Here is a 14,028-nt window from a genome sequence, read left to right as displayed (position 1 = left end):
GACGCCCAGGGAGCCTGTGCAGTGAAGCAGACACGTATCGAGGACCTTCTGCCTTTGTCGCCGCTCCAGGAAGGGCTGCTCTTCCACGCGCAGTACTCCGAGGACGCGGACGCGCTCGACGTCTACACGGTGCAGCTGGCGGTGAGGATCCAGGGCCCGGTGGACGCCCCGGCGGTGCGCCGCGCGGCGGCCACCCTGATACGGCGGCATGCGAGCCTGCGCGCGGGATTCCGGCGTCGTACGACCGGCGACCCGATGCAGGTGATCCTCCGGGACCTCGAACTCCCGGTCACCGAGCTGGACTTCAGTGAGCTTTCCGAGGAGGAGCAGCGGGCGAAGGTCCGGGAGTTCGCCGCCGGGGACCGCGAGCGGCGCTTCGACATGGAACGGCCGCCGCTGCTGCGGGTCACCATGATCAAGGTCGCGGCCGACGCCTTCTGGCTGGTCCTCACCGCCCACCACATCCTGCTGGACGGATGGTCCGCCCCGCTGGTGATGCGGGAGCTGTTCCAGCACTACCGCGCGGGCGGCGAGGACACCACCCTGCCGCCGGTCACCCCCTACCGCACCTATCTCGCCTGGCTGGCCCGGCAGGACAAGGCCGCGGCGAAGCGGGCCTGGCAGGAGGCGCTCGCGGGGGTGGACTCGGCCACGCTCCTGGTGCCCGATGCGGGCCCCGGCGCGGAGGTGCTGCCCGAGGACCTGGTCGCCGAGGTGCCCGCGGACCTCACCGCCCGGCTCGGTGAACTCGCCCGCTCCGCCGGTGTCACCCTGAACACGCTGGTGCAGAGCGCCTGGGGCGTCCTGATCGGCCGGCTGACCGGCCGCGGCGACGTGGTGTTCGGCGCCACCGTGTCCGGGCGCCCGGCGGACATCCCCGGGGTGGAGTCCATGGTGGGGCTGTTCATCAACACCCTGCCGGTCCGGGTGCGGGTGGACCACGGCGCCCCCTGGACCGAGCTGCTGACAGCGGTCCAGCGACAGCAGGCCGCGCTGCTGGACCACCACCACCTGCCGCTGTCCGCCGTGCAGGAGTCCACACCGGTCACCGGTGAACTCTTCGACACGCTGGTCGTCTTCGAGAACTACCCGCTGGACTCCGACGGCATCACCGAGCCCATCGACGGGCCGCGGATCACCGACATCACCGGCCAGGACGCCACCCACTACGCGCTCACCCTGTTCCCGACCCCCGGCCCCACCCTGCGGCTGCGCCTGGGCTACCGGCCCGATCTGTACCCGGCCGAGCGGGCCCGGGCCCTGCTGGACGGCTTCTGCCGCATGCTGGAGCGGATCGAGGCGGACCCGTCCCTCCCGGTGGGCCGCACCGAAGTGCTCGCGCCCGAGCTGCTGCGCACCGTCCTGGACGGCTGGAACGAGCCCGATGCCGGGGCCCCGGACACCTCGGTGCCCGCGCTGTTCGAGGCCGCGGTGGCCGCCGACCCGGCGGCGGTGGCCCTGGTCGCGGACGGGGCCGAGGTGTCCTACGGCGAACTGGACGCCCGCGCCAACCGGCTGGCCCGGCTGCTGTCCGGGCTCGGCGTCGGCCCCGAGACGCGGGTGGCGGTGGCGCTGCCGCGCGGGGCGGACCTGGTGGCCACGCTGCTCGCGGTGGGGAAGACCGGCGGTGCGTACATCCCGCTGGACCCCGAATATCCGGCCGAGCGGGTCGAATACATCATGACCGACGCGGCGCCCGCGGTGGTGGTGACCGACTCCTCGGTGACCTCGGTGCCCGCGGCCGGTGGCGCGGCGCGGGTGCTGCTGGACGACCCGGCGGTCCGCGACCGGCTGGCCGCCCTGTCCGGCGAGTCCCCGGGGCTCGCCCCGGTGGCGGGGGACCACCCCGCGTACACCATCTACACCTCGGGTTCCACCGGCCGGCCCAAGGGCGTCGTCGTCACCCGGGACAACCTCACCAACTTCGTCCAGGACATGCGGGACCGGTTCGCCCTGCGGCCCGGGGACCGGCTGGCCGCCGTGACCACCATCGCCTTCGACATCGCGGGCCTGGAGCTGTACACCCCGCTGGCCTCCGGCGCCGGGGTGGTCCTGGCCACCCGGGACGAGGTGATCGACGTCCCCAGGCTGGCCGCGCTGCTGAAGAGCACCGGCGCCTCGGTCATGCAGGCGACCCCCACCCTGTGGCAGGCGCTGGTGTCCCAGCACCCCGAGGCACTCTCCGGGCTGCGGGTGCTGGTCGGCGGCGAGGCGCTGCCCGCCGGGCTCGCCTCCCGGCTGTGCGAACTCGCCCCCGAGGTGACGAACCTGTACGGCCCCACCGAGACCACCGTATGGTCGACCGCCGCCCGCCTCGCCGAGGTGTCCGGCCCCCCGGCCATCGGCAGGCCCATCGCGAGCACCCAGGTCTACGTCCTGGACGCCGGGCTGTCACCGGCCCCGCCCGGGGTCCTCGGCGACCTCTACATCGCCGGGCGGGGCGTGGCGCGCGGCTACGCGGGCCGTCCGGACCTGACCGCGGAGCGGTTCGTCGCCTGCCCCTTCGGCGCGCCCGGCACCCGGATGTACCGAACCGGTGACGTGGCCCGGTGGACGGACGACGGGGAGCTGGAGTTCGCCGGCCGCACCGACGACCAGGTCAAGGTGCGCGGCTTCCGCATCGAGCTGGGCGAGATCGAGACCGTGCTCGCCGAACTGCCCGAGGTCGCCCAGGTGGCGGTGGTGGCCCGCGAGGCCGGGTCGGGTGAGCAGCGGCTGGTGGCGTACGTCGTCGCGGCCCCGGGCGCGGCGGTGCCGGTGCCCGCGCTGCGCCGGTCCGTCGCCGCGCGGCTGCCGGAGTACATGATGCCCTCGGCGTTCATGGTGCTGGACGCGCTGCCGCTGACCCCCAACGGCAAGACCGACCGCAAGGCGCTGCCCGCGCCCGACTTCGGCGAGCTGTCCACCGGCGCCGCCCCGCGCACCCCGCAGGAGGAGATCCTGTGCGGGCTGTTCATGGAGACGCTGGACCTGGACGCGGTCGGCATCCACGACGACTTCTTCGAGCTGGGCGGGCATTCGCTGCACGCCACCCGGCTGGTCAGCCGGGCCCGGGCGGCGTTCGCCGTGGAGCTGCCGCTGCGGGTCCTGTGGGAGGCCCCCACGGTGGCCCGGCTGGCGGCCCGGCTGCGCGGCGCCGACGCGGCCCGGCCGCCGGTGCGCGCGGTGGAGCGGCCCGAGCGGATCCCGCTGTCCTACGCACAGCGCCGGCTGTGGTTCCTCAACCGGTTCGAGCACGGCGCCGCGGCCCACAACATCAGCATCGGCCTGCGGCTGCGGGGACGGCTGGACCAGGAGGCGCTGCGGGCGGCCGTCCGCGACGTCACGGCCCGGCACGAGACCCTGCGCACGATCTTCCCCGAGACCGACGGGGCGGCCCGGCAGCTGATCCTGAGCCCGGAGCGGGGGGCGGCCGACCTGGTCGTCACCGCCGTGGACGAGCGGGACCTGGACACGGCGGTCGCGGAGCAGGCGGCGCGCGACTTCGACCTGGCGACCGAGACCCCGCTGCGGGTGACCCTGTTCCGGATCGGCCCGGAGGACCACGTCCTGCTGCTGCTCCTCCACCACATCGCGGGCGACGGCTGGTCGGTCGGCCCGCTGGCCGGCGATCTCACCTCCGCCTATCTGGCCAGGGCGCAGGGAGCGGCACCGGCCTGGGAGCCGCCGCCCGCCCAGTACGCCGACTACACGATGTGGAACTACGCGGTGCTGGGCGAGGAGGACGATCCGGAGAGCCCGGTCGCCCAGCAGCTCGACTTCTGGCGCAAGCGGCTGGAGGGCATCCCCGATGTGCTGGCGCTGCCGACGGACCGCCCCAGGCCCCCGGAGGCGGACTACACCGCCGAGACGGTCGAGATGGACATCTCCCCGGAGCTGCACCGAGCGCTGACCGTCGTCGCGCGGAAGACCGGGACCAGCCTCTTCATGGTGCTCCAGGCCGGTCTGGCCTCGCTGCTCTCGGCGCTCGGCGCGGGCTCCGACATCCCCATGGGCTCGCCGATCGCCGGGCGCAACGACAAGGCGCTCGAGGGGATGGTCGGCTTCTTCGTCAACACGCTGGTGCTGCGCACCGACACCTCCGGCGCCCCGACCTTCCGGGAACTGCTGGACCGCGTCCGCGAGTACGACCTCGCCGCGTACGCCAACCAGGAGGTGCCCTTCGAGCGGCTGGTCGAGCTCCTCAACCCGGAGCGCTCGCTGGCCTGGCACCCGCTGTTCCAGATCTGGCTGAACGTGCAGAACGTCGAGGCCGCGGGCAGCGCCCCGGTCGGTCTGCCCGGGGTCGACGCCGAGGCGTATCCGGTGCCGGTGAACGCCACCCAGTTCGACCTCGCGTTCACCTTCAACGAGCGGACCACCGCCGACGGCGGCCCGAACGGGATGCAGGCGCTGGTCGACTTCCGGCTGGACCTCTTCGACCGCCGGACCGTCGTGGACCTCTTCGGCCGGCTGGAGCGACTGCTGGAGCGGGTGGCCGCCGACCCCGAGCTGCGCGTACAGGAGCTGTCCGTGCTGACCGAGGACGAGCGGACGATGCTCTCCCGGGTCAACGACACGGGCCGCCCCGGCCTCGGCCGGGCCACCTTCCCCGAGTTGTTCGCCCGGCAGGTGGCGAAAGACCCCGACGCCCCCGCGGTGGCCTTCGAGGGCGGCGAGCTGTCCTACGCCGAACTCGACCGCCGGGCCAACCGGCTCGCCCACGTCCTGTGCGCCGAAGGCGCCGGACCCGAGGGGTTCGTGGCCCTCGCGCTGCCCCGCTCGCAGGAGTGGCCGGCCGCGGTGCTGGCGGTGCACAAGGCCGGAGCGGCCTACCTGCCGCTGGACCCGGCCTATCCCGCCGAGCGCCTGGCCTACATGCTCTCCGACGCCCGTCCCGGTGTGGTCGTCACCACCCGGGCCATCGCGGCCACCCTGCCGTCCACCGGCTCGGCCACGGTGCTGGTCCTCGACGAGGAGGCCACGGCCGCCCGGGTCGCCGGGGCACCGGACACCGCGCCGCAGGTGTGGGTGTCGGTGCGCCACCCCGCGTATGTGATCTACACCTCCGGGTCCACCGGCAGGCCCAAGGGCGTGGTGGTCTCGCACGCCGGTGTCACCGCCCTGGCCACCGGCTACGCCGAGGCGCTGGGGCTGGGCCCGGGCAGCCGGGTGCTGCAGTTCGCCTCGCCGAGCTTCGACGCGGCGTTCGCCGAGCTGTGCCAGTCGCTGCCGGTCGGCGCGACCCTGGTGATGGCGCCGCCCGAGCGCCTGGACCCGGGCGCCCCGCTGGCCGGGCTCCTCGCCGAGCAGCGCGTCACCCAGGCGACCATTCCGCCCGCCGCGCTCGGGGCGATGGGAGACGGCGAGGTGCCGGCGGGCACCACCCTGCTGGTCGCCGGTGAGGCGACCCCGCCGGAGCTGGCCGGCCGCTGGTCGGCCGGGCGGCGGATGGTCAACGCCTACGGCCCGACCGAGACCACGGTCTGCGCCACCATCAGCGCACCGCTGTCCGGGGTGGCCGAGCCGCCCATCGGCACGCCGATCCCGAACACCCGGGTCCATGTGCTGGACGCCGAACTGCGGCCGGTGGCCACCGGTATGGCCGGTGAGCTCTACATCGCGGGCGACGGGCTCGCCCGCGGCTACCTCGGCCGCCCCGGCACCAGCGCCGAGCGCTTCGTGGCCGATCCGTCCGGCCCGGCCGGCAGCCGGATGTACCGCACCGGCGACCTGGCCAAGTGGACCCGCGACGGGCAGCTGATGTTCCTCGGCCGCGCCGATGAGCAGGTCAAGCTGCACGGCTTCCGGATCGAGCCCGGCGAGATCCGCTCCGTCCTGCTGAGCCGCCCCTCGGTGGCGCAGGCGGAGGTGATGGTGCGTGAGGACCGCCCGGGGGACCAGCGGCTGGTGGCCTATGTGGTGCCCGAGACGGGCGCCGCACCGCTGGACGGCGCCGAGCTGCGCGCCCACGCGGCCACCGCGCTCCCGGCTTTCATGGTGCCCGCCGCGGTGGTGGTGCTCGACGCACTGCCGCTGACCCCCAACGGCAAGACCGACCGCAAGGCGCTGCCCGAGCCGGAGTACGTGGGCGCCGCCGCCCCGACCGACGGGCCGCGCACCCCCCGGGAAGAGCTGCTGTGCTCGTTGTTCGCGGAGGTCCTCGGGCTGGACCGGGTCGGCATCCACGACAGCTTCTTCGACACCGGCGGGGACAGCATCATGTCCATCCAGCTGGTCCGCCGGGCGCGGGACGCGGGCGTCAAGCTGACGCCGCGGGATGTGTTCGAGCACAAGACGGTGGCCGGCCTCGCCAAGGCCACGGCCGGCGAGGACGCTCCCGCAAAGGCCGCGGCCGAGCCCGTGGCGGCCTCCGCGGGGATCGGCGACGTACCGCTGACGCCGATCATCCACTGGATGCGCGAGCGGGGCGGCCGCCCGGACCGGTTCAGCCAGACCCAGATGGTCATGGTCCCGGCCAACCTCGGCGAGCAGCGCCTGCGGGCCGGGTTGCAGACGGTGCTCGACCACCACGACGCGCTGCGGATGCGGCTGCGCCGCACCGGTGGCGTGGTGTGGAACCTGGAGGTGCCCGAGCGAGGTGCGGTCCGGGCGGCGGACTGCCTGCGCCGGGTCGATCTGACCGGTCTTGACGAGGAGCGGGCCCGGGCCCATATGGCGGAGGAGACCAAGGGCGCCTGGGACCGGCTCGACCCCGAGGCGGGGCTGATGCTCCAGGCCGTCTGGTTCGACGCCGGCCCGGACGTCGCCGGCAGGCTGCTGCTCACCATCCACCACCTGGCGGTCGACGGCGTCTCCTGGCGCATCCTGCTGCCGGACCTGACCACGGCGTGGTCGCGGACGGACGGCGACACCTCCGGGCTCGACGCCGTCGGCACCTCGTTCCGGGAGTGGGCGCAGCGGCTCACCGACGCCGCCCAGCGGCCGGAGCGGATCGAGGAGCTGCAGTTCTGGCTGGACACCCTCGCCGAGCCCGACCCGGCGCTCGCCGACCGGCCGCTCGACCCCGCACGGGACATCACGGCGACGACCAGGCGGCTGATCCTCACGCTGCCCACCGAGCAGACCTCGGCCCTGCTCACCACCGTGCCCGCCGCGTTCCACGCCCGGATGAACGATGTCCTGCTGAGCGCGTTCGCGGCCGCCGTCACCCAGTGGCGCGCACAGCGGGGCCACCAGGCCGGCCATCTCCTGGTCAACCTGGAGGGCCACGGCCGTGAGGAGCTCGACGAGGGCATCGACCTGTCCCGGACCGTCGGCTGGTTCACCAGCCTGTTCCCGGTACGGCTCGACCCCGGCCCGCACGACTGGGCCGAGTACCGCGCGGGCGGTCCGGCGACCGGCCGGGTGCTCAAGCGGGTCAAGGAGCAACTGCACGCCCTGCCCGACAACGGGATCGGTTACGGTCTGCTGCGGTACCTCAACCCGCAGACCGCTCCGGTGCTGTCGCGGCTGCCCGAGCCCCAGATCAGCTTCAACTACCTGGGCCGCTTCCCCGCCGCCGTGGCGACGGCGGAGGCCACCTCGGCCGAGGGGCCGGCCCCGGACGGCTTCGACCTCGACGGCGGCAGCGACCCCGAGCGCCCGCTCGCGCACACCGTCGACATCACCGCGATGACCCAGGACCTGCCGGACGGCCCTCGTCTGGTCGCCGATGTGTCCTGGGCGGGCGAGCTGCTGAGCGAGGACGAGGTCCGCGAGCTGGGCCAGAACTGGCTGACCGCGCTCACCGCCCTGGTCAGGCACGCCGAGGGGCCGCAGGCGGGCGGCTACAGCCCCTCCGACCTGACGCTGGTCCCGCTGACCCAGGACGAGATCGAGGCGGTCGAGTCCGCGGGGGCGGAGCGGCTGGAGGACGTCCTGCCGCTCACGCCGATGCAGGAGGGGCTGCTCTTCCACGCCCAGTTCGACGAGGACGAGCCCGACCTCTACACCGTCCAGCTCGGCATCGACCTCGCGGGCCCCCTGGACGCGGACAGGCTGCGCGGCGCGGCCCGGACCCTGCTGCGGCGCCACGCCAACCTGCGCGCGGGCTTCCGCCAGCAGGGGCTGAGCCGCCCCGTGCAGGTGGTGGCCGGCGACCTCGAACTGCCCTGGACGGAGCTGGACTTCGGCCGGCTGCCGGAGGCGGAGCGGGCCGCCCGGCTGGACGCGCTGATGGACGAGGACCGGGTGCGCCGGTTCGACCCCGAGCGGCCGCCGCTGCTGCGCTTCACCCTGATCCACATGGGCGACCGGCTGGCCCGCTTCCTGATGACCAATCACCATCTGCTGCTCGACGGCTGGTCGGGCCCGCTGCTGATGCGTGAGCTGTTCGCGCTGTACGAGGCGGACGGCGACGAGTCGGCGCTGCCGGACGTCACCCCGTACCGTGACTATCTCGCGTGGCTCGGCCGGCAGGACAAGCAGGCGGCACGCGAGGCATGGCGCACGGTGCTCTCCGGGGTGGACGGTGCGACGCTCATCGCGCCCGACAGCGACGGACGGACCGCCGAGGTCCCCGGCGACCTGCTCGTGGAACTCCCCGAACGCACCACCACGGATCTGACCGCGCTGGCCCGACGCCACGAGGTGACCCTGAACACGGTCGTGCAGGCGGCCTGGAGCGTGGTGCTGTCCGGGCTGACCGGCCGGACCGACGTGGTGTTCGGCGCGATCGTCTCCGGCCGCCCGGCCGACCTCCCGGGTGTGGAGACCATGGTCGGCCTGTTCATCAACACCGTCCCGGTCCGCGCCGAGCTGAAGCCGACCGACACCTGGGCGACGCTGCTGGAGCGGCTGCGGGGCCAGCAGACGGCGGTGATGGACCACCACTACCTGGGCCTTCAGGACGTGCTGCGCCTGGTCGAGCCGGACACGCTGTTCGACACGATCGTGGTGACCGAGAACTATCCGCTGGAAGGCGACGGAATGCCGGCCGTCGAGGACGGTTTGCGCATCATCGGCACCTACGGCTCGGACGCCAACCACTACCCGATCAGCCTGGTGGCGATGCCGGGACGCGCCCTGCGGCTGCGTCTGGGCTACCGGCCGGACGTCGTGGACCGCGAGGCCGTGGAGGCCATCGGCGACCGGCTGGTCCGGGCGTTCGACGCCATGATCGGCGCGCCGGGGCAGCCGGTGAACCGGGTCGATCTGCTGACCACGGACGAACGCCGCACGCTGCTGGAGGAGTTCACCGCCACGGCCCGGCCCGCGCCCGGCGCCCTGGTGCCCGAGCGCTTCCAAGCCCAGGCCGCCCGCACCCCGGGCGCCCCGGCGCTGCTGGACGCGGACGGCACCCGGCTCAGCTACGCGCGGCTCGACGCGGCCGCCGACCGGCTGGCCGCCGAGCTGATCGGGGCCGGGGTGGGCCCCGAGCGGCTGGTGGCGCTGGCCCTGCCGCGCTCGGCGGACCTGGTGATCGCCGCCCTCGCGGTGCTCAAGGCGGGCGGCGGCTATCTGCCCGTGGACCCGGGCGACCCGGCCGACCGGCTGGCGCACGTCCTCACCGACGCGGCTCCGGTACTGGTGCTGACCCGCTCGGAGATCGCGCCCGGCCTGCCGGAGACGGCGGCGCCGGTGCGGCTGCTGGACCAGCCGTCGGACGAGCCCGCCCCCGCCGTCCCCGCAGGTCAGCGGTGGCATGCGGAGAGTCCCGCGTATGTGATCTACACTTCGGGGTCCACCGGGCGGCCCAAGGGCGTCGTGGTGGAGCACCGTTCGTTCGCCCAGTACCTCGACTACGCCGCCGAGGCGTACCCGTCGCTGGGAGAGCGGGCCCTGCTGCACTCGCCGGTCTCCTTCGACATGGCGGTCACCTCGCTGTTCGGCCCGCTGACGACCGGCGGCTGTGTGCACGTGGCGGAGCTGGAGCAGCCCGCGGAAGGGCGGGTCCGGCCCGCGTTCTGCAAGGTCACCCCCTCCCATCTGCCGCTGCTGGCCGGTGTGGACCCGGAGTGCTCCCCGGCCCGTGAGCTGGTGATCGGGGGTGAGCAGCTGCTGGGCGAGGCGCTGGCCCCCTGGCGCGCCGCCCACCCGGACGTGGCCGTGGTGAACGAGTACGGGCCCACCGAGGCCACCGTCGGCTGCGCCGTGCTGCGGCTGGAGCCGGGCGAGGAGACCCCGTCCGGCGCGGTGCCGATCGGCCGGCCCACTCCCAACACCCGGCTGTATGTGCTCGACGCGGGGCTGCGGCCCGCGCCGCGCGGCGCCGTCGGCGAGCTCTACATCGGCGGCGGCCAGCTGGCCCGCGGCTATCTGAATCGGCCCGCTCTGACGGCGGCCCGGTTCGTGGCCGATCCCCTCGGCGCGCCGGGCGGCCGGCTGTACCGCACCGGCGACCTGGCGCGCTGGAACGCGGACGGGCAGCTGGAGTACCTGGGCCGGGTGGACGAGCAGGTCAAGGTCCGCGGCTACCGCGTGGAACTCGGCGAGATCGAGGCCGCGCTGGCCCGGGACCCCGAGGTGGGCCGCGCCACGGTCGTGCTGCGCGGCGACGAGGGCGCGGCCAAGCGGCTGGCCGCCTATCTGGTGCCGGCGGCGGGCAGCGGACTGGACACCGCGGCGGTCCGCGAGCGGCTGGCCGCGGCCGTACCGGACTACATGGTCCCGGCCGCGTTCATGGTGCTCGAGGAGCTGCCGCTGAACGCCAACGGGAAGGTCGACCGCAAGGCGCTGCCCGCACCCGACTACCACCTCCGTGACTGGAGCGGCCCGCGCACCCCGCAGGAGGAGATCCTGTGCGGGCTGTTCCGGGAGGCGCTGGGTCTTGACGTGGTGGGCATCCACGACAGCTTCTTCGACCTGGGCGGCGACAGCATCATGTCGATGGGCCTGGTCAACCGGATCCGGTCGGCGTTCGGCGTGAAGCTCGGCATGCGGACGGTGCTGACCGCGCCCACCGTCGCCGAACTGGCCCAGAAGCTCGGCGGCGACGCGGAGCAGGATTCGCTCGATGTGCTGCTTCCGCTGCGCGAGCACGGCAGCCGCACCCCGCTGTTCTGTGTCCACCCCGCGGGCGGGCTGAGCTGGAGCTACTCTGCGCTGCTGCGGAGCGTGGACGCCGAGCACCCGGTCTACGGGCTGCAGTCGCGCGGCCTGGGCGGCGAGGCGGACGCGCTCCCCGCGACCCTGGAGGAGATGGCGGCCGACTATGTCGCCCAGATCCGCCGGGTCCAGCCCACCGGACCGTACGCCCTGCTCGGCTGGTCGCTCGGCGGGACGGTCATCCACGCCATGGCGGCGCTGCTGCAGGCCGAGGGCGAGGAGGTGGCGCTGCTGGTCAACCTGGACGAGTTCCCGCTCGACCGCTCCCAGCCGCTGCCCGACCGGCTGCCGGACGAACAGGACGCGCTGCGGGTGCTGCTGGACTTCGAGGGCTACGACGTGGACGCCCTGGGAGACGTGCGGCTGACGCACGGCCAGGTGGTGACCATGCTGCGGGACCGGCAGTCCGTGCTGGCCAGCCTGGACGAGGACAACGTGGCTGCCCTGGCCCGTGCCTTCGCCAACAACCGCCGGCTGTTCATGGCCTATGAACCGGCCCCCTACCGGGGCGACCTGCTGGTGCTGGTGGCCGAGGAGGACCCGTCGGTGCCCGCGGCCGACCTGGCCGCGCGCGCCGAGCGGTGGCGGCCCCATGTCGACGGACGGATCGAGTACCGGCGGATCGGCTGTGCCCACCCGTACCTGATGCGGCCCGAACCGGCCGCCGAGATCGGCCGCGTACTCAACGAGAAGCTCCGGGAACTCAAGTGACCCGATTGGTGGAGAGATGAGCGTGCAGACAGCGACGAGCCGCGACGAGATACCGGAGGAGATCTCGGCCATCAACCTGGTCGACACCCGGACCTACCTCGAGCACGACATGGACGCGTACTGGCGCCGGCTGCGCGCCGACCACCCGCTGTACTGGCATCCGCCGGTCGACGGCAAGCCCGGCTTCTGGGTGGTCAGCCGCTACGCCGATGTGATGGCGCTCTACCGGGACAACCAGCGGCTCACCTCGGAGAAGGGCAACGTCCTGGTGACGCTGCTGGCGGGCGGCGACTCGGCCGCCGGCCAGATGCTGGCGGTGACCGACGGCCGACGCCACAAGGACCTGCGCAACGTGATGCTCAAGGCGTTCTCGCCGCGAGCCCTGTCCAAGGTCGCGGCGCTGGTCCGGGTCAACGCCCGCCGGATGATCGCCGACGCGGTCCGGCGGGGGGAGGGGGACTTCGCGGCCGAGGTGGCCTCGGTGATCCCGCTGACCACCGTGGGCGGTCTGCTCGGGGTGCCGGTGAAGGACCACTCGTATCTGCTGGGCCTGACCAAGTCCTCGCTCAGCTCGGACGAGGCGGACCAGGCCCCGGAGGAGGCGTTCCTGGCGCGCAACGAGATCCTGCTGTACTTCAGCGATCTGGTCGCCGAGCGGCGCGCCGATCCGCAGGACGACGTGATCAGCACGCTCACCGCCAGTGAGATCGACGGGGTGCCGCTGACCGATCAGGACATCGTCTTCAACTGCTACAGCCTCATCCTGGGCGGCGATGAGACCAGCCGGCTCACGATGATCGACTCCCTCTACAGCCTCAGCCGTGAGCCGGAGCAGTGGAAGCGGCTCAAGGAGGGCTCGGTGACGCTGGAGTCGGCCACCGAGGAGGCGCTGCGCTGGGCCACCCCCGCGATGAACTTCGGCCGTACCGCGCTGGTCGACATCGAGATGGCCGGGGGGACCATCAAGGCGGGCGACGTGGTGACGCTGTGGAACACCTCGGCCAACCGCGACGAGTCGGTCTTCGACGACCCGTACGTCCTGGACCTCGGCCGTTCGCCGAACAAGCACATCACCTTCGGCTACGGTCCGCACTTCTGCCTCGGCGCCTATCTGGCGCGGGTGGAGGTGAAGGAGATGCTGGACGCGATGCGGACCTTCAGCGACGGTATCGAGCTCACCGGTGAGCCGCGCCGGATCCACTCCAACCTGATGGCCGGGATGTCGACCCTGCCGGTCCGGTTCCGGCCGGACGAGGCGGGGCTGGCCACCGCCGACGACTGACCGGTCCCGGAGGCCGGAGAGACGACCGCCCGGCGCCCCCGCGAGGGGACGCCGGGCGGTCTTGTGCTCGCCGGGCCCGTCAGCCCGTCCGTGAGCCCGTCAGCCCGTGAGCCGTCAGCCCGTCAGGGCGGCCCCGGCCTCCTGGGACTCGACGGCCGCGGGCCGGGCGGCGCGCCGGCGCCGGTAGTAGTGCACCGTCAGGACGCCGAGCAGCGGTCCCCAGGCGACCAGCGGCGCGTACGCGATCCAGAAGGCCACGGACTGCCAGCCGTGGATGGCCAGCCCGAGGGGCTCTCCGTCGATCTTCATATCGAGGGCGATCATGACCAGCGCGTAGGGGAAGATCAGCAGCGCCACCGAACCGAGGCCGGCCGGGATGACGGCCGCCAGGGTCGGCACCCGGCGCCCGCGCAGACCGGGCATCCAGTTCGGCCACACCTCGCCCCATCGGGTGACCAGCCCGAAGGAGAGGAACGCCAGTGCCTCGCTGAAGACGCTGAGCCCGATGACGTACCACCAGCCGCCGCCGAACATGTCCGGGGTGTCCGAGGAGCCCGAGGCCGACGAGTTGTGCTCCAGCAGCGGCGCACCCAGGTTGACGCCCGCGATCCGCCAGATGCAGGACGGCAGCGTGACCAGGGTGATGGCGTAGGCGGTGCGCACGGCCCAGGGGGGCACGCCCGCGGCCACCCGGCCGTGCATCTTCGTCAGGATGGTGCGGGCGGTCATGGGCGAATCCTCCTCGTCCGGATGCCGGGTCGGTGTGCGGAGGATCGGGTGCGTCCGCCGACCCGGCCGGCGGTGCCTGCCTGTGGCTCTTCAAAGATCGCAGCGGTTCGATGCCCCGCACATCCACCGCAGGAAGGGCCCGGCTCAGCCGTGTGGGGGAGGCGGTCTGCACCGCACGCAGGAGGGGCGCCCGAGCCGTCTCGCGCGGGGTCCGGCACGGGGCGTACTCAATTCTTTGCACTGTCGTTGTCGCACCTCACGGGCGTCGGAGAGGCTGC

3 protein-coding genes are annotated in these 14,028 nt (G+C 73.5%); 2 read left to right on the top strand and 1 reads right to left on the bottom strand.

The annotated features are described in order from the left end of the window. The first annotated feature begins 21 nt into the window (after nt 1–21). On the top strand, nt 22–11,739 hold the full coding sequence (locus AS97_RS21380; protein WP_210565471.1) for a non-ribosomal peptide synthetase: 11,718 nt from the start codon (nt 22–24) through the stop codon (nt 11,737–11,739). A 16-nt stretch (nt 11,740–11,755) separates the two neighbouring features. Beyond that, nucleotides 11,756–13,021: a cytochrome P450 gene (locus tag AS97_RS21375; RefSeq protein WP_059142744.1), complete on the top strand. Its 1,266-nt coding sequence runs from the start codon at nt 11,756–11,758 to the stop codon at nt 13,019–13,021. 114 nt (nt 13,022–13,135) lie between these two features. Here the strand turns inward: AS97_RS21375 and AS97_RS21370 are convergent, their stop codons facing one another. Continuing rightward, nucleotides 13,136–13,750, bottom strand: coding sequence for a hypothetical protein (locus tag AS97_RS21370; RefSeq protein WP_086710114.1), 615 nt, complete (start codon nt 13,748–13,750; stop codon nt 13,136–13,138). Nucleotides 13,751–14,028 lie beyond the last annotated feature (278 nt).

This window comes from Streptomyces sp. AgN23 (assembly GCF_001598115.1).
GTDB lineage: Bacteria > Actinomycetota > Actinomycetes > Streptomycetales > Streptomycetaceae > Streptomyces > Streptomyces antimycoticus.
The sequence above is the reverse complement of the archived record's forward strand: the minus strand, read 5'-3'. Positions and strand labels throughout refer to the sequence as shown.

What these genes read in the sequence shown, in the direction of transcription:
- AS97_RS21375 (WP_059142744.1), top strand. Translation starts at nt 11,756, where the DNA reads ATGAGCGTGCAGACAGCGACGAGCCGCGACGAGATACCGGAGGAGATC.
- AS97_RS21370 (WP_086710114.1), bottom strand. Translation starts at nt 13,750, where the DNA reads ATGACCGCCCGCACCATCCTGACGAAGATGCACGGCCGGGTGGCCGCG.